This is a genomic window from Actinomycetospora succinea (assembly GCF_004363095.1).
GTDB lineage: Bacteria > Actinomycetota > Actinomycetes > Mycobacteriales > Pseudonocardiaceae > Actinomycetospora > Actinomycetospora succinea.
In genome coordinates this window covers 36,827-56,761 of record NZ_SNYO01000006.1, presented here as the reverse complement: position 1 = coordinate 56,761, position 19,935 = coordinate 36,827, and the positions used below count along the sequence as shown (strand labels likewise).

Sequence of the window (19,935 nt, the reverse complement as noted above, 5' to 3'; positions counted from 1 at the left end):
GAGGCCCGGCGATGCCCGTCGACACCGTCGTCTTCGACGTCCTCGGCACGCTCGTGGACCAGGAGGGCGGGCTGCGGGAGGCGCTCGCCGGCCGGGTGCCGGACGTCGCCGACGCCGTCGCGCGCTGGCAGCGCTACATCGCCGGCGAGCACCGGCGCGTCGTCGCGGGCGAGCGCCCGTACGTCCCGGCCGACGTGCTCGACCGTGAGGCGGCGGAGCACGTCGTCGGTGAGCGCGCCGACGACCTGGCCGACGTCACCGCGCGCCTGGACGCCTGGCCGGACACCGCCGAGATCCTCGAGCGCCTCGCCGCGACCCACGAGGTCGTCGCGCTCTCCAACGCCGACCACGCGACGCTGCTGCGCCTCGACGCCCACGCCGGACTGCGCTGGCACGCCGCGCTCTCCACCGAGGCGGTGCGCAGCTACAAGCCCGACCCGGCGGTCTACCGGCTGGCGATCGAGCGCGTGGCCCGCCCGCCCGCACGGATCCTCATGGTGGCCGCCCACGCCTGGGACCTGCGGGGCGCGCAGGCGGCGGGGATGCGCACGGCGTTCCTCGACCGCCCCGGTGCCGACGCGCCGACGGCGCAGGACCGCTTCGACCACCACGTCACGAGCGCGGGGGAGCTGCTCGCGGCTACGGCGTGAGCGGGCCGCGGCGCCGCGCCCGCAGACGCCGGCGCAGCGCCGACCACGGCCACAGCCCCACGGCCACGACGGCCATCGCCTGCAGCGGCAGGCCGAGGCTCAGCACCGCGACCGCCACCACCGCGAGGAACACGCAGAACGCCACCAGCGACGGCGTCGCGAGCCTGCTCCGCAGCCGCGCCCCGGGTGCCCGCAGCCGCCGCTGCAGTCCCGGGTCCTCGAGCAGCGCCCGTTCGATCTCCTCGAGCTGTCCTCGTTCGCGATCGTCGAGCACGGCCGGCTCACCTCCCCGGGGTGCGGCCCGGTGGTGTCCAGTCCGCCGTGCCCGAGCGTCGACCGGTGGGTCCCGGGCCGCCTCACCCGCGCGGCATGAGTCGTCAGGAGGCGGCGGCCTTCTTCGCCTTCTGCTCCTTCTGCGCCTTGATGCTCGCGCGGACCGACACCACGACCACGAGGCTCAGCGTGATCCAGAGCGCGTACTGGTCGATCATCAGGACGACGTCGACCGCGTGCTGCCCGATCCCGTACCCCAGCCCGGCGACCAGCCCCGCGATGAGCGCGGCGCCGATCGCGTCGAGCACCAGGAACGGGATCAGCCGCATCCGGCCCATGCCGGCCAGCGCGAACACGGCCGGCGCGGGGACGCCCGGCAGCGCGGAGAGGACGACGGCCAGCCCCATCACCCACGGCGGGGCGGAGCGGACCCAGCCCACGAACCGTTGGGCGACGTCGCCCGGAGCGAACATCTCGACGATCTTCGCGCCCCACCGGCGCCCGGCGAGCCAGAACAGCCAGTCGAACTTGATCATGCCGACGACCCCGGCAAGGATCACCAGCCACAGCTGGCCCTGGCCGATCGCGGCGAACGCGGCGCCCGCCCCGACGGCCGAGAGGCTGCCGGTGACGGCGGCGAGGCCGATCGGGTGCGAGGCCAGCAGGAACGGCCGGAACGGCATCGACGCGAGGTTGAACGCGATGATCCCGAGCGTCGCGAAGACGATGAACTTGTCGCCCCGCGTCATCGGGCCGTCCCACGGCTTGGCCTTGCGCAGCGCCTCGCGCGCCTCCTCGATCTCCTCCGGCGAGTAGTCCTTGGTCCGCCAGCGGAAGCGCTTCTTCGGTGCGGCCGGGGCCTCGTTCTCCTCCGGCGCGGGCGCCGCCACGGTCGGTGTGCCCTCTGCGGGGGTCGGTTCGTCCGCCGGTCCGGTGAGGTCGTCCCGGTCGGTCCCGGTGCCTGCGCCAGTCATCTCTCCTGCTCCACCCGTCGTCCGGCGATGTCCGAGGAGCAGTCGACACCATGCCGCTGCGGCACGGTCAAGCCGTCCTCCCGGAGAACACGGTCGCGCTCCCGCCCGTCCCGGCGCGTCGGCCCCGGGGAGGATCCCGCCCGGCGGCCTCCGTCTCAGGGAGGAGGCAGCGGCACTGTGAGGGGTCACACGTCCGTACCGAATAGTAGGACTTCCGAGTAACCGAACATCCGGGTCACCGTGGTCGTGATGACCTCGATGTCTCGGAGGAACACCTGCCGATGATCTCCCGGAACACGGTCCGCGGCGCTCGCATGCTCGGGCTCGGCGCGTACCGGCCACGGCGGGAGGTCGGCAACGCCGAGGTCTGCCGTCTGCTCGACGTCGACCCGGACTGGGTGGTCGCGCGCTCGGGCATCCGCTCGCGCCGGTTCGCGGGCGAGGACGAGTCGTTGGTGGAGATGTCGGCCGCGGCCGGCCGCGACGCCCTCGCCGCCGCGGAGGTCGACGCGGCGTCGGTCGACGTGACGCTCGTGGCGACCATGTCCCACACGCAGACCTCGCCGCAGGTGGCGACGCAGGTCGCGCACGCGCTCGGCGCCGTCAACGGCCCCGCGATGGACGTCGGCGCGGCGTGCGCGGGCTTCTGCTACTGCCTCGAGCTCGCCGCCTCGCTCATCGCGTCGGGCACCGCCGACCACGTGCTGGTGGTCGGGGTCGAGCGCATGAGCGACATCGTCGATCCGGCCGACCGCTCGACCGCCTTCATCTTCGGCGACGGCGCGGGCGCGGTCGTCGTGGGACGCTCCGACGAGCCGGGCATCGGCCCGGTGGCGTGGGGCGCCGACGGGTCCCAGGCTGACCTCATCGTCCAGCAGCCGACGTGGCGCGACGCGGCGTCGTCCGACGAGTTCCCGGGCTTGCGCATGCAGGGGCCGGCCGTGTTCCGGTGGGCGACGAGCCGGATGGTGCCCCTCGCCCAGGAGGCCATGGACCTGGCCGGGGTCAAGGTCGAGCAGCTCGCGGCGTTCGTCCCGCACCAGGCCAACGCCCGCATCACCGACGCGCTCGCCCGCGCCCTGGCGCTCCCGGAGCACGTGGTGGTGGCCGACAACGTCGTCGACACCGGCAACACCTCGGCGGCCTCGGTGCCGCTGGCGATGGAGGGCCTGCTCGCCGCCGGTCGCGCCGAGCCCGGCGACGGCGCGCTGCTCATGGGGTTCGGCGCCGGGCTGACGTTCGCGGCGCAGGTGGTCCGGCTGCCCGCCGTGCTCGCGGCGCGGGACGCCGTCGCGTAGAGGAATCCGCTCGCCGTGCGGCGGGAGACGGGTGCCTGTCGGCGAAGCCGCCCTCCCGGCGGTCGATCCTCGCTACCGTGTCCTCGTGGCGGCGACGTACTCGGTGGACGAGGACCAGGGCGGCGACGACTCCCCGCTGCGCCCCGGCGCCTCGCCGCGGGCGATCCGTACCGCGCTGCTGCCCGCGGACCGAGAGCAATTCGATGAGGCGTTCGCGTCCGCGCTCGCGGAGACGCGCGCGTCGCTGGACCTCACCGGGCTCTTCCGGACCCTGGAGCACTGGCGGGGGATCGCGGCACTGCACGCCGACCGGGAGCGGTTCAGGCGAGTGGCTCGGCGGGCGGCGCAGCTCCTGACCGGCGAGCCGAGCCCCGACGACGAGCCGCTCGAGGTCACGAGGGCCAAGGCCCAGTTGTAGCCGTGTACGAGGTCAGCTCCGACGTCGACGACCAGGTGGCTGATCTCCCGCCGCGGGCGCGGGCTGCCTTCGAGGAACTGCGGACGACCCAGGCGCGTGCTCCCTGGAGCGGGCAGCCGGCCCACTGGGCGAACCCGTCGGGTCAGACCCGCCTCTCCCTCCTCGCGACCGGGGAGGGCTCGGGATTCGTCTACTACGTCGTCGTCCGCCCCGAACGGGCACACTGCCCGCGTGCTGCGCAGTGCTGCCGCCGGTGGGGTGGTCGTCGATCCCCGCGGGCGGGTGGCCGTCGTCCGTCAGCGGGCCCGGACCTGGTCGTTGCCGAAGGGGCACGTGGAGGCGGGCGAGGACGTGCTCACGGCGGCGCGGCGGGAGATCGACGAGGAGTGCGGGCTCACCGAGCTGGAGCTGGTGGCCGAGCTCGGGTCGTTCACGCGGCTGGGCTTCCGCCACGGCCTGCCCGAGCGCAAGACGATCACGGTGTTCCTGTTCCGGAGCCCCGAGGCCGAGCTGCGACCCCGCGACCCGGCCAACCCCGAAGCTCGCTGGGTCGCCCCGGAGTCGGTCGCGGACACGCTGTCGAACCCGGCCGACGGCCGGTTCTTCCGGCAGCACGTGCTGCCGCGACTCGCCGACGGCGCGGCTCCGGCCTGACGACGCCATCCCACTGAGCGGGACCGACGCGGCGGACCGGTGCGGGAGCCGTGCCACGGTGCCGGTCTCCGGGACGTCACCGCCGGACGTCCCCCGGCCCGAGGAGGGCGCCGTGACGCGACTCGAGGTCCTGCCGCCGGACGCGCGGGCGCTGGAGGTCGCGCAGGCCGCGTTCGCCGGACTGCAGCGCGGCGCCGCGACCGGCGAGTGGGGCGACTTCGTGGCGCTCCTCGCCGACGACGTCCGCATCATGATCCCCGTGCCGTCGACCGAGCCGGGCGCGCCGGAGGGCGTGCTGCGCGGGAAGGCCACGGCCGAGGCGATGTTCGGCAGCCACCACGAGGAGCAGGTGCGGGGCGCGCGCCTCGAAGGTCACCGGGTCGCCGCGAACGGCCCGCTCGTGGTGGTCGAGGCCCGGGTGGAGGGCAACCTCGGCGGCGAGGACGTCGCCAACCACTTCGTGTTCGTCTTCGAGGTGCGCGACGGCCTGATCGCCTCGATGTACGAGTACGCGTCGTGGACCGCGAAGAGCGACGAGAGCGGCTGGGGCGACCCGTCGTTCGCCCGCGACGCCTTCGACGCGCCGGTGCTGCCCGGGCCGGTGCCCGCGTAGGTCAGGGGACGACGGCGAGCGCGAGCGCGTACACGGCCGTCCCGGCGGCCATGCTGAGCAGCGCGTTGCGCCGCCAGAGGTGCACGCCCGCGGTCACCGCCACGGGTACGAGCTCGCGCAGCGTGAGCAGCGGGCGGTCGACGGGCAGGTCGCGCAGCAGGTAGACGACGAGCACGAGCATCACGCCGGCTGGGAGGTGGCGGCCGAGGTAGGCCACGAGCGGCGACGACCGCAGGGTGCGCATCACCGCGAACGGCGCGGCGCGCAGGGCGAACGTGACGGCCGCGCCGACGGCGACGACGGCGGCGAGGTAGCTAGTGCTGGGCATGGTCGGGCTCCTCCCGTCCGGTGAGGGCGTGGCGGACGAGCAGCACGCCGACGAAGAGCCCCATGGCCACCAGCAGCATCTCGCCGGGCGCGACGAGGCGGGCGACGAGGGCGCACGCGACGGCCAGCAGCGGCCCGGTGGCCTCGCGCCCGGCGCGGACAGCCTCGGTGGCGAGCACGACGAACAGCGCGGTGAACACGAAGTCCAGGGCCGGGACGTGCAGCGCGAACCGGGCGCCGGCCAGGGCGCCGACGAGCCCGCCGCCGACCCACGCCACCTGCATGAACGCCTGGCCCGCGACGATCCGGCGCCCGGTCAGCCCCTCCGACGGCCGCGAGGTCGCCAGCGCGTAGGCCTCGTCGATGAGCGCGAACACGGCGTACCCGCGGGCGAGCCGGCCCTGGACCCGGTGCAGCGGGAAGGACAGGCCGTAGAACGCGTGCCGGCCGTTGACGAGGAGGGTGGTCACGGCGACGGCCGCGAGCGGGGTGCCGGCGACCGCGAGCGCCACGAGCAGGAACTCCGCCGAGCCCGCGAAGACGATGCCGCTGAAGACCGGCGCCCACCACCACGCCAGCCCCGACCCGACGACCAGCAGCCCGAAGCTGGTGCCGAGCAGGAACATGCCGGCCGCGACGGGGCCGACGTCGCGTGCGGCGTCCCGGAGGTCGGAGGTCGTCGTCGCCACCCCGCAACCGTAGGTCGGTGAGCGCGCCACCCGATGGCGAATCCGGCACGCCGAGCGGTCCGCGGCGCATCATGTGTGCGTGGATGAGATCGACCGCGCAATCCTCGCCGTGCTGCGTGTCGACGCCCGCATCGCGAACGTCGACCTCGCCGACCGCGTCGGGCTCACGCCCGCGCCGTGCCTGCGCCGGGTGCGCCGGCTCGAGGACGAGGGCGTGATCACCGGCTACCGCGCCGCGATCGACCCGGCGCTCGACGGCCGCGCGTTCGAGGTCCTCGTCAACGTCGACCTCGTCAGCAAGCACCGCGACGTCTTCCTGGCCTTCGAGGAGCAGGTCGCGGCGTTCGACGAGGTGATCGAGCTGCGCCGCATGTTCGGCCTGCCCGACTACTTCATGCGCGTCGCCTGCCGGGACCTCGAGGCCTACGAGGCGTTCATGACCGACCGGCTCGGGCGGGCCACCGGGCTCGCGAAGATCGACTCGCACCTGACGATGAAGACGATCAAGCGAGAGCTGTGATGCACTGCGCGCATCAACCAGGCGCAGCATCGCTATTTCACACATCGACCGTCGAGGGTCGACACTCGTCGGGCCGGACGACGAACGAGGAGGCGGCATGCCCGACGACCCCGCGGCGGTGCTCGCCGCGGTCGCCCGCGACTGGGAGCCCCCGGTCGTGGCGACGAGCCGCCGGGTCGACCCGTGGACGGTGGCGGCGTTCGCCGACCTGATCGACGCCCCGGGTCCCACCGATGACGCCCTGCCCCCGCTGTGGCACTGGTTCACGCTGCTCGACCACCCCCGCACCGCGGCGGTGGGCGAAGACGGGCACCCCGCCGACGGGCCGTTCCTGCCGCCGGTGCCCGGGCGCCGGCGCATGATCGCCGGCGGCCGCCTCCGGATGACTCGCGACGTCCCGGTCGGCGCGACGCTGCACAGCCGCTCGCGGGTCGCCGACGTGACCCCGAAGTCCGGGCGCAGCGGCGCGATGCTGTTCGTGACCGTCCGCCACGAGCTCACCGTCGACGACGACCCGGCCGTCGTCGCGGTCGAGGAGCAGGACGTCGTCTACCGCTCGGAGCCCGAGGGCGCCGAGCGGCGGGTGACGCCCCGCCCCGACGGCGGCGAGCCAGAGCCGGCGGGGGAGTGGCGGCTCGACCTGCCCACCGACCCGGTGCTGCTCTCGCGCTTCTCCGCGCTGACCTACAACGGGCACCGCATCCACTACGACCGCCCGTACGTGACCGAGGTCGAGGGCTACCCGGACCTCGTGGTCCACGGCCCCCTGATGGCCCTGCTCGCGCTCGAACTGCCCCGGCGGTACGCGCCGGGCGAGGCCCTCGCCGAGGTCGAGTACCGGCTCGCCCGGCCGGCCTTCGTGCCCTCGCCGCTCGTCGCCGCCGGGCGACGCGACCGGGACACGGTCACGATCGCGGTGGCCGCGCAGGGCGCGGCGCCGTCCCTGACCGCCACCACCCGGTTCCGCTGACCCACCGACCCGATGAAGGAGGCCCGTCGTGGCCACGCTGGACACCGAGGAGCAGGCCGTCGTCGACACGGTCCGCGAGTTCGTCGACAAGGAGGTCAAGCCCCAGGTCAACGAGCTCGAGCACGCCAACGCCTACCCCGAGAAGTTCATCGAGCAGATGAAGGAGATGGGGATCTACGGGCTGGCGATCCCCGAACCGTGGGGCGAGGCGCCGGTGTCGATGCCCTGCTACGCGCTGGTCACCGCCGAGCTCGCCCGCGGCTGGATGAGCCTCGCCGGGGCGATGGGCGGGCACACGGTGGTCGCGAAGCTGCTGGTCGAGTTCGGCACCCGCGAGCAGCAGGACCGCTACCTGCCGCGCATGGCGACCGGGGAGCTGCGGGCCACAATGGCGCTCACCGAGCCCGGCGGCGGCTCCGACCTGCAGGCGATGACGACGGTGGCCCGCGGCGACGGGGACGGATACGTCGTCAACGGCTCCAAGACCTGGATCTCCAACGCGCGCCGCTCCGGGCTGATCGCGCTGATGTGCAAGACCGACCCGGCCGCCGAGCCCAAGCACAAGGGCGTGTCGATCCTGCTCGTCGAGCACGGGCCGGGGCTCGAGGTCTCGAAGGACCTCTCGAAGCTCGGCTACAAGGGCGTCGAGGCCTGCGAGCTGACGTTCACCGACATGCGGGTGCCCGCCGACGCGCTGCTGGGAGGCGAGGAGGGCCGGGGCTTCGCGCAGATGATGAAGGGCCTCGAGACCGGCCGGATCCAGGTCGCCGCCCGCGCGCTCGGCGTCGCCACGGCCGCGTTCGAGGACGCGCTGCGCTACGCCCAGGAGCGCGAGGCGTTCGGCAAGCCGATCTGGCAGCACCAGTCGATCGGCAACTACCTCGCCGACATGGGCACCAAGGTCACCGCCACCCGCCAGCTGATCCTGCACGCCGCCGAGAAGTACGACGCCGGGCAGCGTGCCGACATGGAGGCCGGCATGGCGAAGCTGTTCGCCTCCGAGACCGCCATGGAGGTCGCGCTCAACGCCGTGCGCGTCCACGGCGGCTACGGCTACTCCACCGAGTACGACGTCGAGCGCTACTTCCGCGACGCCCCGCTCATGATCGTCGGCGAGGGCACCAACGAGATCCAGCGCAACGTCATCGCCTCCCAGCTGGTCAAGCGCGGCGGGCTCGACCGCGGGTGACGACGCTCGACGAGCTGGAGTGGTTCGTCGTCCTCGCCGAGACCGAGCACATGAGCCGGGCCGCCGAGCGGCTCTCGGTCACCCAGCCGACCCTGTCGCGGGCGCTGCAGCGCCTCGAGCGCCGCGTCGGGGCGCCGCTGTTCGACCGGACGCACCGGCGCCTGCGGCTCAACCCCTTCGGCGCGATCCTGCTCGAGCACGCCCGGCGCGGCCTCGCCGAGCTGGCGGCCGCGCAGGAGCGGATCGGCGCGCTGCGCGACCCCGCCCGCGGGACGGTCCGGCTGGCGTTCCTGCACTCCACGGCGGCCGGCCTGACCCCGGAGGTCCTGCGCGCCCACCGGGCGCACGCCCCCGAGGTGACCTTCGAGCTGAGCCAGCTGCTCGGCCACGAGATCGTCGCGCACCTCCGGGCGGGGCGCGCCGACCTCGGGCTCACGTCGTACTGGGCCGGCGAGGACGACCTCGCCTGGACCGACCTCTCCCTCGAGCAGCTCTGCCTCGCCCTGCCGTCCGGGCACCCCCTCGCGGCGGGCGATCGCCTCGCGCTCGCCGACGCCGGCGACGAGCCGTTCGTGACCCTGCGCGAGCCGATCGGGCTGCGCCGGCTCACCGACGAGCTGTGCGCCCGGGCGGGGATCACGCCGCGCGTGGCGTTCGAGAGCAGCGAGATCGGCACCATGGAGGGCTTCGTGGCCGCCGGGCTGGGGGTGGCGATCGTGCCGGCGCCCCGGCCCCACCGCGCCGAGCCCGGCGTGCGCTACCTCCCGCTCACCGACGAGGCCGCGCACCGGCGCATCGGGCTGGCGTGGGTGCGCGACCGCGAGCTGCCGCCCGTCGCCGAGCGCTTCGCCGCCTTCGTCGTCGAGCGGTTCGCCGAGGTCAGGCCTGCGCGGTGACCCTCGAGGTCTCGGTGGGCCCGTCGAGGCCCCGGGTCAGGGTCTCGGTCATGCCCCAGCTGCTGGCCAGCGAGATCAGCGCGAGCAGGACGGTGAAGCCGGCGACCGCCATGAGGCTGCCCGTCCAGAGCACCAGCAGCCCGCAGATCGCGGGCGCGACGCCGCCGACGATCGAGGCGATCTGGTAGGAGAGCGAGGCGCCGCTGTAGCGCAGGTGGGTCGGGAAGAGCTCCGCGAAGTACGCCGACTGCGGCCCGTACACCGAGCTGCGGCACACCTGCACGACGAGCCCGCCGAGGATGAACAACCCGATCACGCCGGTCTGCACGAGCAGGAAGTACGGGATCGAGAACAGCGCCAGCAGGGCCATCCCGGCGAGGAACAGCGGGCGCCGGCCGACCTTGTCGGAGAGCAGGCCGAGCAGCAGGATCATCGGGATGTCCGACGCCGAGAGCAGCGTGTTCGCCCCGAGGATCGTGCTGCGCTCGTAGTCGAGCTGGGTCGTCGCGTAGGACACGAGCCAGACCGAGCTGATGTAGAAGGTCGCGTTGGTGGCGACGAACGAGCCGGCCGCCAGGAAGATCAGCTTCGGGTGCTCGCGGAGCACCTGCAGCACGGGCATCCGGCTCGCCTCGCGCTTCTCCTGGTCGCGCTGGAACACCGGGCTCTCGGCGACGGTGAGCCGGATCCACATCCCGACGGCGATGAGGACCGCGCTCGCGAGGAATGGGATGCGCCAGCCCCAGGACATGAAGGCCGCCTCGGACACGGTCAGGTCGAGCACCAGGAACGAGCCGGTGCCCAGGACCAGGCCGAGCGGGACGCCGACCTGGGGCCAGCTGCCGTAGAAGCCGCGCCGGCCGTCCGGGGCGTTCTCGACGGCCATCAGCGCGGCGCCGCCCCACTCGCCCCCGACGCCGAAGCCCTGCGCGAACCGCAGGACGATCAGCAGGAGCGGGGCGAGGACGCCGATCGCCGCGTACCCGGGCAGCAGGCCGATCCCGACGGTCGCGGCCCCCATCAGCAGCAGCGAGTACACCAGCATCGGCTTGCGGCCGACCCGGTCGCCGAAGTGCGCGAACACCGCCCCGCCGATCGGCCGGGCGATGAAGCCCGTCGCGAACGTGCCGAGCGCGGCGATCGTGCCGACCGCCGGGTCGACCGACGGGAAGAACACCTTGTTGAAGACCAGCGCCGCGGCGGTCCCGTAGATGAAGAAGTCGAACCACTCGATCGTCGTCCCCACCAGGCTCGCGGCGGCGACGCGGCGGGGGACGCGCAGGGAGGCGCTGGCCATGGCGGGATCCTGTCGTCGGGTGACCGACATGGAACGGTCCGTGACCGGTTCAGGTCAAGGACTCACCAAGGAAGCGTCAAAGGTGTGGGCGCCCCGCACGACCCCGACCGAGCGTCACCGGGCGGAGCGCACACCGCCGGGCTGCGGAGCGAGGCCGTCGAGCACGAAGCCCGCGAGGCGCTCGGCGCGTGCGGGCCACTCCGGGCCGTCCGGCAGTGTCCACAGGCCGGCGAGCAGGGCGAGGACGTCCTCGGCGTCGCGGTCGGCGCGCAGGCTGCCGTCGCGGGCGCCGGCGGCGAGGAGCTGCTCGAGGGCGCCGACGATGGCCTCGCGTGCCGGCGGGTGCGAGCCCTCGGGCAGCGAGTGGAGCAGGTCGCCGAGCGCGCGCTTGGTGCGGGCGTACTCGACGAACCGCGCGAGCCAGCGTGCCAGGGCGTCGGCGGCGGTGCCGTCCTCGAGATCGATCTCCCCGAGGGCGGTCAGCTCGGCGGCGTAGGCCGCGGCGACGAGGTCCTCGCGGCCCGGGAAGTGCCGGTACAGCGTCGCGATGCTGACCCCGGCGTCGCGGGCGACGGCCTCGAGCGCGACGTCAGGGCCCTGCTCGGTGAACAGGCGCGCCGCGCTGGCGAGCAGGGCGGACCTGTTCGCGCGTGCGTCGGCTCGCTGGGGCACGGAACAAGCGTAGGCGTCCTACGCTTGAGGTGTACGGTGGAGACGTAAGCGTAGGAACCCTACGTTTCTTCGTCTCACGGGAGACCGCATGACCGCCACGCTGATCACCACCCCCTTCGGCGAGTTCTCCACCGCCGACGAGGTCGCCGAGGGCGTCGACCTGACCGGCCGCCGCGCCGTCGTCACCGGCGCCTCCTCGGGCATCGGGGTCGAGACGGCCCGCACGCTCGCGTCGCACGGCGCGCAGGTCACGCTGGCCGTGCGCAACACCGCCACGGGCGAGGACGTTGCCGCCGACATCCGCGTCGGCGCGCCCGACGCCCGCGTCGACGTCCGCCCGCTCGAGCTGGGCGACCGGTCCTCGATCGCCGCGTTCGTCGACGCGTGGGAGGGCCCGCTGGACCTGCTCGTCAACAACGCCGGCGTCATGGCGCTGCCCGAGCTGACCCTGGTCGACGGTCTGGAGGCCCAGTTCGCGACCAATCACCTCGGCCACTTCGCGCTGGCCACCGGCCTGCGCCGCGCCCTCGCCGCGGCCGACGGCGCCCGCGTCGTGTCGGTGTCGTCCTCGGCGCACCTGCGCTGCCCCGTGCTCTTCGACGACCCGTCGTTCGCGTTCGTCCCCTACGACCCGTTCCTCGCCTACGGCCAGTCGAAGACGGCCAACGTGCTCTTCGCGGTCGAGGGCACCCGGCGCTGGGCCGACGACGGCATCGCCGTCAACGCCCTCATGCCCGGCGGGATCTCCACGGGCCTGCAGCGCCACGTCGACATGGAGGCGCTGCTCGCCGCCCGACGCTCCGCGGGGGCGTCCGACGTCCTCAAGACCACCGAGCAGGGCGCGTCGACGTCGGTGCTGCTGGCGGCCTCGCCGCTGGTCGAGGGCATCTCCGGCCGGTACTTCGAGGACTGCCACGAGGCCACGGTGATCACCAACCGGTCGGAGTCCGACGGCCGCCACGGCGTCGCCCCGTTCGCCCTCGACCCGGACAACGCGGCCCGGTTGTGGACGTTCTCGGAGAGCCTGCTCGGCCGCGGCTGATCAAGCCACCGGATCGAGGTGCACGTCGATCGTCACGCGGCCGTCCCCGGTCCGGCGGGCCACCCCGTGGCCCGGGCGGTCGACGCCGTCCAGACGGACCGCGAGCGGGGCGCCGGTGCCGGTGAAGTTGCGCCACCAGGACTTCCGGTCGGGGAACTCGACGCCGATGGTGACCTCGTCGCCGTGGCGCCGGTAGCCGACCGGGAGGGTGAAGCGACGGCCCGAGCGACGGCCGGTGTAGGTCACGACGGTCATCCAGCCGGAGACCAGCGAGCCCCAGCGTGGCGAGGTGACCAGCGGCCGGACGACGGTGTTCACGGCGGCCGCCACGTTCTGGAACAGGCTCACCTCCGAAGGCTACGCCGGACGATCACGGGTAGCCCCCGTGATGCCTCGCAGCGTCTCCGGGCGGGCCGTGGCGACGATGTCGGCGCGCGCGTTCGTGGTGGTCGCGGCGGCCCTGTCGACGCTGAACCTCCTCGTGGTCTTCGACGGGCTCGTCGTCACCGTCGCCCTGCCCGCGATCCAGGACGCGCTGGGGACGACGAGCTCGGCGACGTCGTGGGTGATCACGGCCTTCGCAGTGCCGCTGGGCGGGACCCTCCTGCTCGCCGGCCGACTCGGTGACCGCATCGGGCCCCGGCCGTGCTTCGCCGGCGGTCTGGTGCTGTTCGCGCTCGGGCTGCTCGCCTCGGGGCTCGCCGGCACGGTCCCCGTGCTGCTGGCGGGCCGGGTGCTGCAGGGCCTGGGCGCGGGGCTCGCGCTGCCGAACACGTTCGCGCTGGCCAGCGCGATCCCGGCGCCCGGCCGCCGGCGCGCCGTGTTCGCCGCGAGCGCCGTGGCGGGGAGCAGCGGCAGCGCCGTCGCGGCGGTGATCGGCGGCCTGCTCGTCGACGGTCTCGGCTGGCGGTCGGTCTTCCTCGTCCCGGTGCCGGTCGCGGTGGTCACCGCGGCGGTGCTGTGGACGATGCTGCCCGGCGAGGGCCGGGATCGCGGGGTGTCCCTGCCGTGGACCTCGAGCGCCTGGTTCGTTGCGGCGGCCGCCGCCACGGTGCTGACGATCAGCGCCGGCTCGTGGCCCGCGGCCGGCGTGGCCGTCGTGGCGCTGGCCGGGTTCGTCGTCACCGAGCGGCGGCGCCGTGATCCGTTGCTCCCGCGCGGGGTCCTCGCGCAGCGCAGCCTGCGCGGCGCGCTGCTGGGGATGCCGGGCCAGGTCGTCGCCTACAACGGGATCGTCTACGTCGGCCTGCTGTGGTTCCAGGCCGCCCGGGGCCTGTCGCCATGGGCGGCGGGGCTGGCGTTCGCGCCGGTCGGGGTGGGTGCGATCGCGGGCAGCAGGCTCGCGATGGTGGTCCTGGCGCGGATCGGCTGGAGGGGCGGGGCGGTCGCCGGCCTGCTCGTCTCGGCCGGCGCGCTCGCGGTCCTCGGGCTGGTGCCGGACGCGCCGTACCTCGCGGTCGTGCTGCCCGTGCTGACCGTCCTCGGTGCCGCACTCGCCCTCGCGGTGGTGACGCTCAACGTCGCCGCGGGTCTCGACAGCACCGACGGCGAGCGCGGCGCGGCGTACGGGGTCTTCGAGACGACGACGCACGTGTCGAGCGCGCTTGCCGTCGCCGCCCTCGCGGTGGTGCTCGGCGCGGCGGCGACGTCCGCCGACTTCGTCCGGGCGTTCCTCACCCAGGCCGGGGTGACGGCGTCGTTCACCCTGGCGCTGGTCGTGTATCTCCGGCGCTCGCCATCCTGATCTCCCGAGAGTGTCGTCAGGGCTGCCGGCGCGACGGCCGGCGTTCCGGCGAGGGGCGCCCCTCGCCGCTCTACCTGAGCGAAGGTGCCCTTCGCTCAGAACGTTCGAGGCGCTGGTCGAAGGTCGGCGTTTCGGCGAGGGGCGCCCCTCGCCGATCTATCCGAGCGAGGGTGCCCTTCTCTCAGAACCGCGGGAGGGTGGCCGGCGCTCGTTCAGAGCCCGAGGTGAGGGCGCAGGAACGCGACGGCGTCGTCGAACGCGGTGCGCGCGGCCTCGGGGTCGCCGCGCCAGAGGTGGTCGGCGCCGGGCACGAGGTCGAGGCGGACGTCGGCGCCGGCGGACTCGAGCGCCGCGGCGAGGCGCTCGGACTGGCGGGTGGGCACCAGGCGGTCGGCCGTCCCGTGCCGCAGGAGGAACGGCGGCGCGCCTCCGTGGACGTGGGCGACAGGGCTCGCGCTCCGGGCGCGCTCCGGGTCCGCCGCCGCCGTGGCGCCCAGCAGCAGCGCCTCGCGCGAGTCCGGGGCCGCGGGCTCGACGGCGCTGATCCCGCCGGCCGCGGCGTCGTCGACGAACGTCGTCAGGTCGGCGGGGCCGTACCAGTCGACGACGGCGCGCACATCGGGGTCGGCGAGCCCGAGCAGGGCGGCGAGGTGCCCGCCCGCCGACTCGCCCCACAGCGCCACCCGCGACGCGTCGACACCGAGGGCCTCGCCATTGGATCGCAAACCAGGCCAGCCCCGCCGTGACGTCCTCGAGCTGGGCGGGGAAGAGGGCCTCGCCCGACAGGCGGTAGTCCAGCGACGCCACGGCGAACCCCGCCGCGGTGAGCCGGGCGAACGGCGACGGCGACCAGTCCGCGTACATCGGCCCGAACGACGCCCGGGTGCCCGCCCGCCAGCCGCCGCCGTGCAGGAAGACGATCAGCGGCGCCGGGGAGCCGGAGGGCCGGTGCAGGTCGAGCAGCAGCGGCCGGTAGCCGGGGACGACGGCGTACTCGTGTGCCGTCGAGGGGGGCTCAGTCGATGAGCCGGACATCGTGGTGGAACTCGTTGCGGAAGCGGCGGGCGGCGTCGCCGAGCTGCTCCGCCGACGGGATCACTGGGACCGCGGGCGGCGCCGTGGCCTCGGTGCGCTCGCCGGCGGCGGCGAAGAAGCGCTCGAAGCCGCCGGTGCTCACGCCGAGGGTCCGGGCGCGCAGCGACTCCACGCGGAACGTGTGCTTGCGCCCGGCCGGCACGTAGCCGAAGTCGCCGGTGGTCAGCACGCGGTCGAGGACCTCGCCGTCGGCGTCCTCGATCGCCACGCGCACCTGCCCGTCGAGCACGTAGAAGATCTCGTGGACGTCGTCGTGGGCGTGCACGGGGATCGCCCGCCCGCGCGGCGCCTCCATGGTGAACACGCCGAACTGGCAGTCGGTCTCGTCGCCGGAGAGCAGCACGGTGAAGAGCTGGTCGAACAGGTGGGCGCGCTCGCCCTCGCCGGCGGCGAGCACGAACGGCGACGGGCGCCCCGGCAACGTGCTGCGGGGCGACTCGCCCGGCCTGACGAACTCCGCGGTCATGGAGGCTCCTTCTCGGTCGAGCGGGAGCATGCGTCACCGCGGCCCCGCCGTCACCGGCCCTTCCGTCCAGCGGATCACCGCAGGCGGGGGAGCACGTCGCCGGCGAGGAGGTCGAGCATCCGCTCGCGGCCGCCAGGATCGGTGGCCAGGGCCACGACGACCGACTCGGCGCCCGCGTCGCGGTACTCGGCGAGGCGGGCGGCGACCTGCTCGGGCGTGCCGTGGGGGACGCAGGCGTCGACGATCCGCTCCATGTCCTGCCCGTAGGTCGCGGCGAGGGCGTCGAGCGCGCGGCGCCGGGCGAGCGCGGGGTCGGTGTCGACGCAGCTCCAGGCGAAGTAGGCGCCGGTGACCTCGGCGGGGTCGCGACCGTGGCGCTCGGCCTCCTCGCGGGCCGTGCGCAGGCCGCGGGCGACGCGGTCGGGGCTGCCGAGGTAGGGCATCCAGATGTCGCCGGCCCGCCCGGCGCGGCGCATCGACGCCTCCGAGCGCCCGCCGACCCACACCGGCGGGCGGGGACGCTGCACGGGCAGCGGGTCGAGGGTCGCCGGGGTGCCGTCGACGTCGATCGCCTCGCCCGCGAACAGGCGCCCGAGCACGTCGAGACCCTCGTCGGTGCGACGCCCGCGCTCGCGCACCGGGACGCCGCACGCCGCGAACTCCACCGGGTTCTCGCCGCCCACGCCGATCCCGAGCTCGAAGCGCCCGCCCGAGACGCGGTCCAGCGTCGTCGCCATCTTCGCGGCCAGCGGCGCCGGGTAGAGCGGCAGCAGGGTGACCGCGCTGAGCAGGCGCACCCGGCTCGTCACCGACGCCGCCGCGGCCAGGGTGACGAAGGCGTTCGCCGTCGGGCTGCCGAAGAGCACGTGCTCGCCGGCGGCGACGATGTCGAAGCCCTGCTCCTCGGCCCGCTGTGCCTCGCCCGGCTCCATGGTGGGCGGCATCATCAGGCCGACCCTCACGCGTCGAGCCCCGCCCGCGAGAGCACCGCCGCCGCCATCCGCAGGTGCACGTCGTCGACCATCTCGCCGTCGACCACCCCGACCCCCGACTGCCCGGCCTCGATCACGAGCCGGGCGTGGGCGATCTCGTCGTCGGTCGGCGTGAACGCCTCGTGGGCGAGCGCGACCTGCGAGGGGTGGATGCAGATCTTGCCGTCGTAGCCGAGGTCCCGGCCGGCGGCGGCGTCGGCGCGGAACGCGTCCGCGTCGTGCGCGGCGACGACGGCCTGGTCGAGCAGGCCGACCCCGTGCAGCGCGCCCGCGAGCACCACCTCGCTGCGCGCGTGCAGCACCTCGAGGCTCCCCGGCGTGCGCCGCCCGCCCACCGAGGCGATGTAGTCCTCGGCGCCGAAGTACGCGGCGAGCAGCCCGCTCGTCAGCTCGCGGCACCGGGCGATGCCCTTGGCGCTCTCCAGCCCGCCGATCACCGGGAGGTCGAGGCGCGAGCGCAGGTCGGCGAGCTGCTCGGGCGACTCGAGCTTGGGCAGCACGACCCCGTGCGCCGCGGACCCCGCGACCGCCGCGACGTCGTCGGCGTACCAGGGCGTGGTGGGTCCGTTGACGCGGACGAAGACCAGCGCACCGGAGCCGGCGGGCAGCTCCGCGACCGCCTTGACGGTGGCCTCGCGCGCCGTCTCCTTGTCGGCCGCGGCGACGGCGTCCTCGAGGTCGACGGCCACCGCGTCGGGCGCCCAGCGCGGCACCTTGGCGACCATGTCGGGCCGCGCGCCGGGCACGAACAGCAGGCTGCGGGGAACCCTCATGCCGCCGGCCTCCGGTGCATCAGGCCGGTGCGCCGGCAGGTGCACACCACCTCGTCGCGCTGGTTGCGGGCCCGGTGGGCGAACACCACGATCCCGGCCTCCGGGCGCTTCCTCGACTCGCGCGCCGACACGATCTCCGTCTCCACCCGCACGGTGTCACCGTGGAACACCGGCGCCGGGAACGCCACCTCGTCGAGCCCGAGCTGGGCGACGATCGTGCCGAGCGTCAGCTCCGGCACCGAGAGCCCGACCACCAGGGCGAGCGTGAACATGCTGTTGACCAGCGGACGCCCGAACTCGGTGGTCTCGGCGTACGCGTGGTCGAGGTGCAGCGGCGCCGGGTTCATGGTCATCGTGGTGAACAGCACGTTGTCGGTCTCGGTGACCGTGCGCCGTGTCGCGTGCTCGACGACGAGGCCCTCGGTGAGGTCCTCGAACCACAGTCCGCTCATGCGCTGATCATGCCCGGACCGCCGCCGACAGCGTGTCCAGGCTGCCCGGGTCCTCCAGCGCGCTGGTGTCGCTGCGCGCCTCGCCGTGCAGGAGGACCTCGCGCATCAGCCGCCGCATGATCTTGCCGGTGCGGGTCTTCGGCATCGCCGCGGTGACGATCACGCGGTCGGGCCGGGCGATGCCGCCGATGGTGTCGGCGACGAGCGCGCGCACCTCGTCGGGGACCTCGTCGGCGCTGCCGCCGGTGACGGTCACGAACGCGATCGGCACCGTGCCCTTGGTCGCGTCGGGGATCCCGACGACGGCGGCCTCCACCACGCGCGGGTGGGTGGTCACGACGGCCTCGATCTCCATGGTCGAGAGCCGGTGCGCGGCGACGTTGATGACGTCGTCGGCGCGCCCGAGCACCCAGAGGTGGCCGTCGGCGTCGACGACCGCCTCGTCGTTGGTGGCGTAGCGGCCGGGGAAGCGCCCGAAGTAGGTGCTCAGGTAGCGCTCGTGGTCGTCCCACACGGTGCGCGCGAGCGTCGGGAACGGGCGGGTCATGACGAGGTTGCCCTTGACCCCCGCCGGCACCTCGCGGCCCTCCTCGTCGACGACGGCGAAGGCGTGGCCGGGCACCGGGGTGCCCGCCGAGCCCGCCTTGAGGTCGTCGACGCCGGTCACCGGATAGGTCCAGGTGGACCCGGTCTCGGTCTGCCCGTAGGCGTTGACGATCGGGACGCCGTAGGTCTCGGTGGCCCAGGTGAAGGTCTCGCCGTCGAGCGGCTCGCCCTGCACGGTGATCAGCGCGAGGCGCGGGAGCGGATGGGAGGCGGCGAGGTCGTCGCCGAACTTGCGCAGCATCCGCAGCACGGTCGGCGCGCACAGCACCTGGGTGACGCCGTGCTTGGCGCAGACGTCGTAGAAGCGCGACGGCCCGGGGGTGTCCAGCGCGCCCTCGTAGCAGGCGATCGTCGAGCCGTGCGCCAGCCCGCCGATCACGGCCTGGATCGGGAACGTCAGCCAGCCGACGTCCGCGGCCACCCAGTACACGTCGCCCTCGACGGGCCCGGCCTGCCAGTGCACGTTCGCCCAGGTCCCGAGCAGGAACCCGCCGACCGAGTGCACGACGCCCTTCGGGCGGGACTCGGTGCCGCTCGTGAAGATCAGGAAGGCGGGCTCGTCGGGGTCGAGGGCCACGGTGGGCGCGCCCTCGGGGTGCTCGGCGAGCAGCGCGGCGTAGGAGACCTCGCCCGGCGCCAGCTCGACGCCGCGCTGGGTGCGGTCGACGACCACGACGCTCTCGACGCTCGGCGCGTCCGGGAGCGCGGCGCGCAGGGTCTCGAGCAGCTCGACGGGTTTGCCGCGCCGGTAGATCGCGTCGGCGACGACCACGGCCTTCGCGCGTGCCGCCGCGAGCCGCGAGGCGACGGCGTCGCGCCCGAACCCGGAGAACAGCACCGTGTAGATCGCGCCGATCTTGTTGCAGGCGTGGATCGCGGTGAACGCCTCGACGAGGTTGGGCATGTAGACCGCGACGACGTCGCCGTGCCCGATCCCCAGCGAGCGCAGGCCGCCGGCGAGCCGGTTCACCTCGTCGGCGAGCTCGGCGTAGGTCAGCGTGCGCGAGTCGCCCGGCTCGCCCTCCCACACCACCGCGAGGCGGTCCGGGGTCGACTCCGCCCAGCGGTCGACGCAGTTGTCGGCGACGTTGATGCGCCCGCCCTCGAAGTAGTGGAAGTCGCCCAGCTCGCCGGAGCGCACGCTCCGCCACGGCGTGAGCCAGCGGTGCTTCCCGGCGACCCAGGCCCAGTAGTCGTCGGGGTCGCGGTCGTGCAGCGCGCGGGCCTCGGCGAGCTCGGCGGCGCGCTCGGGGGAGCGCCACCGCTCGTCGAGGGACTGCAGCGGCGCGGAGATCAGGGCAGCGAGGGTGTCGCGGTCGTCCATG

24 protein-coding genes and 1 pseudogene are annotated in these 19,935 nt (G+C 74.4%); 11 read left to right on the top strand and 14 right to left on the bottom strand.

The genetic code is table 11. The annotated features are described in order from the left end of the window. Window positions 1-11 precede the first annotated feature (11 nt). A complete protein-coding gene (locus EV188_RS20410) occupies window positions 12-650 on the top strand; it encodes a haloacid dehalogenase type II (protein WP_133828157.1) in 639 nt (212 codons plus the stop codon). On the opposite strand, the gene EV188_RS20405 is transcribed toward EV188_RS20410, so the two are convergent. Together EV188_RS20405 and EV188_RS20400 are read right to left on the bottom strand one after the other, a co-directional pair. Beyond that, a complete protein-coding gene (locus EV188_RS20405) occupies window positions 640-924 on the bottom strand; it encodes a DUF3040 domain-containing protein (protein WP_133828156.1) in 285 nt (94 codons plus the stop codon). The two genes, EV188_RS20410 and EV188_RS20405, sit on opposite strands and share 11 nt — an antisense overlap. 103 nt (window positions 925-1,027) lie before the next feature. After that, a complete protein-coding gene (locus tag EV188_RS20400) occupies window positions 1,028-1,897 on the bottom strand; it encodes a DedA family protein (RefSeq protein ID WP_133828155.1) in 870 nt (289 codons plus the stop codon). Window positions 1,898-2,178: 281 nt separating this feature from the next. On the opposite strand from EV188_RS20400, the gene EV188_RS20395 reads away from it, so the two are divergent. The 4 genes from EV188_RS20395 (at window position 2,179) to EV188_RS31815 (ending at window position 4,880) form a co-directional block, all read left to right on the top strand. Beyond that, on the top strand, window positions 2,179-3,195 hold the full coding sequence (locus tag EV188_RS20395; RefSeq protein ID WP_133828154.1) for a beta-ketoacyl-ACP synthase 3: 1,017 nt from the start codon (window positions 2,179-2,181) through the stop codon (window positions 3,193-3,195). Between the two features lie 85 nt (window positions 3,196-3,280). Beyond that, a complete protein-coding gene (locus EV188_RS20390) occupies window positions 3,281-3,613 on the top strand; it encodes a DUF6247 family protein (RefSeq protein WP_133828153.1) in 333 nt (110 codons plus the stop codon). 231 nt (window positions 3,614-3,844) lie between these two features. Beyond that, the gene (locus EV188_RS20385) at window positions 3,845-4,267 is read left to right on the top strand and encodes an NUDIX domain-containing protein (protein WP_166659992.1); all 423 of its coding nucleotides are present in this window, start codon (window positions 3,845-3,847) and stop codon (window positions 4,265-4,267) included. Between the two features lie 112 nt (window positions 4,268-4,379). Continuing rightward, window positions 4,380-4,880 carry a nuclear transport factor 2 family protein gene (locus tag EV188_RS31815; RefSeq protein ID WP_166659991.1) on the top strand — a complete coding sequence of 167 codons (501 nt, stop codon included), beginning with the start codon at window positions 4,380-4,382 and terminating at the stop codon, window positions 4,878-4,880. Window position 4,881: 1 nt separating this feature from the next. On the opposite strand, the gene EV188_RS20375 is transcribed toward EV188_RS31815, so the two are convergent. Both EV188_RS20375 and EV188_RS20370 read right to left on the bottom strand, forming a co-directional pair. Then, window positions 4,882-5,208 carry a branched-chain amino acid transporter permease gene (locus EV188_RS20375; protein ID WP_133828151.1) on the bottom strand — a complete coding sequence of 109 codons (327 nt, stop codon included), beginning with the start codon at window positions 5,206-5,208 and terminating at the stop codon, window positions 4,882-4,884. Then, entirely contained in the window at window positions 5,195-5,896 is a 702-nt protein-coding gene (locus tag EV188_RS20370) for an AzlC family ABC transporter permease (RefSeq protein ID WP_243741867.1), read from the bottom strand. The genes EV188_RS20375 and EV188_RS20370 overlap by 14 nt, the downstream gene beginning before the upstream one ends. A gap of 79 nt (window positions 5,897-5,975) precedes the next feature. Between EV188_RS20370 and EV188_RS20365 the strand changes: the two genes are divergently transcribed. The 4 genes from EV188_RS20365 (at window position 5,976) to EV188_RS20350 (ending at window position 9,471) form a co-directional block, all read left to right on the top strand. Continuing rightward, complete coding sequence (locus EV188_RS20365) at window positions 5,976-6,416, top strand: Lrp/AsnC family transcriptional regulator (protein ID WP_133828150.1); 441 nt, start codon at window positions 5,976-5,978, stop codon at window positions 6,414-6,416. A 97-nt stretch (window positions 6,417-6,513) separates the two neighbouring features. Then, a complete protein-coding gene (locus EV188_RS20360; RefSeq protein WP_133828149.1) occupies window positions 6,514-7,386 on the top strand; it encodes an HTD2 family dehydratase in 873 nt (290 codons plus the stop codon). Window positions 7,387-7,414: 28 nt separating this feature from the next. Continuing rightward, on the top strand, window positions 7,415-8,575 hold the full coding sequence (locus EV188_RS20355) for an acyl-CoA dehydrogenase family protein (RefSeq protein WP_133828148.1): 1,161 nt from the start codon (window positions 7,415-7,417) through the stop codon (window positions 8,573-8,575). Beyond that, window positions 8,572-9,471, top strand: a complete 900-nt coding sequence (locus tag EV188_RS20350; protein WP_133828147.1) for a LysR family transcriptional regulator — start codon at window positions 8,572-8,574, stop codon at window positions 9,469-9,471. Before EV188_RS20355 ends, EV188_RS20350 begins: the two co-directional genes overlap by 4 nt. On the opposite strand, the gene EV188_RS20345 is transcribed toward EV188_RS20350, so the two are convergent. Both EV188_RS20345 and EV188_RS20340 read right to left on the bottom strand, forming a co-directional pair. Beyond that, window positions 9,455-10,768, bottom strand: coding sequence for an MFS transporter (locus EV188_RS20345; protein ID WP_133828146.1), 1,314 nt, complete (start codon window positions 10,766-10,768; stop codon window positions 9,455-9,457). The two genes, EV188_RS20350 and EV188_RS20345, sit on opposite strands and share 17 nt — an antisense overlap. Before the next feature lie 114 nt (window positions 10,769-10,882). Beyond that, a complete protein-coding gene (locus EV188_RS20340; RefSeq protein ID WP_133828145.1) occupies window positions 10,883-11,440 on the bottom strand; it encodes a TetR/AcrR family transcriptional regulator in 558 nt (185 codons plus the stop codon). An 88-nt stretch (window positions 11,441-11,528) separates the two neighbouring features. Between EV188_RS20340 and EV188_RS20335 the strand changes: the two genes are divergently transcribed. Then, entirely contained in the window at window positions 11,529-12,482 is a 954-nt protein-coding gene (locus tag EV188_RS20335; RefSeq protein ID WP_133828144.1) for an SDR family NAD(P)-dependent oxidoreductase, read from the top strand. On the opposite strand, the gene EV188_RS20330 is transcribed toward EV188_RS20335, so the two are convergent. Further along, entirely contained in the window at window positions 12,483-12,830 is a 348-nt protein-coding gene (locus tag EV188_RS20330) for a PNPOx family protein (protein WP_243741866.1), read from the bottom strand. Between the two features lie 40 nt (window positions 12,831-12,870). Between EV188_RS20330 and EV188_RS20325 the strand changes: the two genes are divergently transcribed. Next, the gene (locus tag EV188_RS20325; RefSeq protein ID WP_243741884.1) at window positions 12,871-14,226 is read left to right on the top strand and encodes an MFS transporter; all 1,356 of its coding nucleotides are present in this window, start codon (window positions 12,871-12,873) and stop codon (window positions 14,224-14,226) included. 212 nt (window positions 14,227-14,438) lie between these two features. Here the strand turns inward: EV188_RS20325 and EV188_RS32280 are convergent, their stop codons facing one another. The 7 genes and pseudogenes from EV188_RS32280 to EV188_RS20295 all read right to left on the bottom strand — a co-directional run bounded on the left by EV188_RS32280 (window position 14,439) and on the right by EV188_RS20295 (window position 19,934). Further along, entirely contained in the window at window positions 14,439-14,951 is a 513-nt protein-coding gene (locus EV188_RS32280; protein WP_208114303.1) for a prolyl oligopeptidase family serine peptidase, read from the bottom strand. Between the two features lie 13 nt (window positions 14,952-14,964). Continuing rightward, window positions 14,965-15,261 (bottom strand): annotated as a pseudogene (locus EV188_RS33240) (alpha/beta hydrolase fold domain-containing protein); the annotation flags it as partial. After that, window positions 15,242-15,787 carry a quercetin 2,3-dioxygenase gene (locus EV188_RS20315; protein ID WP_133828142.1) on the bottom strand — a complete coding sequence of 182 codons (546 nt, stop codon included), beginning with the start codon at window positions 15,785-15,787 and terminating at the stop codon, window positions 15,242-15,244. The pseudogene EV188_RS33240 and the gene EV188_RS20315, both read right to left, overlap by 20 nt. Window positions 15,788-15,861: 74 nt before the next feature. After that, window positions 15,862-16,734 (bottom strand): LLM class flavin-dependent oxidoreductase, encoded by an 873-nt coding sequence (locus EV188_RS20310; protein ID WP_133828141.1) that lies wholly within the window; start codon window positions 16,732-16,734, stop codon window positions 15,862-15,864. An 11-nt stretch (window positions 16,735-16,745) separates the two neighbouring features. Then, on the bottom strand, window positions 16,746-17,552 hold the full coding sequence (locus EV188_RS20305; protein ID WP_133828140.1) for an HpcH/HpaI aldolase/citrate lyase family protein: 807 nt from the start codon (window positions 17,550-17,552) through the stop codon (window positions 16,746-16,748). Then, the gene (locus EV188_RS20300; RefSeq protein ID WP_133828139.1) at window positions 17,549-18,004 is read right to left on the bottom strand and encodes a MaoC family dehydratase; all 456 of its coding nucleotides are present in this window, start codon (window positions 18,002-18,004) and stop codon (window positions 17,549-17,551) included. The genes EV188_RS20305 and EV188_RS20300 overlap by 4 nt, the downstream gene beginning before the upstream one ends. 7 nt (window positions 18,005-18,011) lie before the next feature. Then, a complete protein-coding gene (locus tag EV188_RS20295; RefSeq protein WP_133828138.1) occupies window positions 18,012-19,934 on the bottom strand; it encodes an AMP-binding protein in 1,923 nt (640 codons plus the stop codon). Between the last annotated feature and the right edge of the window lies 1 nt (window position 19,935).

Excerpts from the sequence above, each read along its gene's own strand:
- EV188_RS20335 (WP_133828144.1), top strand. The coding sequence starts at position 11,529 with ATGACCGCCACGCTGATCACCACCCCCTTCGGCGAGTTCTCCACCGCC.
- EV188_RS20375 (WP_133828151.1), bottom strand. The coding sequence starts at position 5,208 with ATGCCCAGCACTAGCTACCTCGCCGCCGTCGTCGCCGTCGGCGCGGCC.
- EV188_RS20410 (WP_133828157.1), top strand. The coding sequence starts at position 12 with ATGCCCGTCGACACCGTCGTCTTCGACGTCCTCGGCACGCTCGTGGAC.
- EV188_RS20325 (WP_243741884.1), top strand. The coding sequence starts at position 12,871 with ATGCCTCGCAGCGTCTCCGGGCGGGCCGTGGCGACGATGTCGGCGCGC.
- EV188_RS20395 (WP_133828154.1), top strand. The coding sequence starts at position 2,179 with ATGATCTCCCGGAACACGGTCCGCGGCGCTCGCATGCTCGGGCTCGGC.
- EV188_RS20300 (WP_133828139.1), bottom strand. The coding sequence starts at position 18,004 with ATGAGCGGACTGTGGTTCGAGGACCTCACCGAGGGCCTCGTCGTCGAG.
- EV188_RS20305 (WP_133828140.1), bottom strand. The coding sequence starts at position 17,552 with ATGAGGGTTCCCCGCAGCCTGCTGTTCGTGCCCGGCGCGCGGCCCGAC.
- EV188_RS20310 (WP_133828141.1), bottom strand. The coding sequence starts at position 16,734 with ATGATGCCGCCCACCATGGAGCCGGGCGAGGCACAGCGGGCCGAGGAG.
- EV188_RS20345 (WP_133828146.1), bottom strand. The coding sequence starts at position 10,768 with ATGGCCAGCGCCTCCCTGCGCGTCCCCCGCCGCGTCGCCGCCGCGAGC.
- EV188_RS20315 (WP_133828142.1), bottom strand. The coding sequence starts at position 15,787 with ATGACCGCGGAGTTCGTCAGGCCGGGCGAGTCGCCCCGCAGCACGTTG.
- EV188_RS20400 (WP_133828155.1), bottom strand. The coding sequence starts at position 1,897 with ATGACTGGCGCAGGCACCGGGACCGACCGGGACGACCTCACCGGACCG.
- EV188_RS20360 (WP_133828149.1), top strand. The coding sequence starts at position 6,514 with ATGCCCGACGACCCCGCGGCGGTGCTCGCCGCGGTCGCCCGCGACTGG.
- EV188_RS20295 (WP_133828138.1), bottom strand. The coding sequence starts at position 19,934 with ATGGACGACCGCGACACCCTCGCTGCCCTGATCTCCGCGCCGCTGCAG.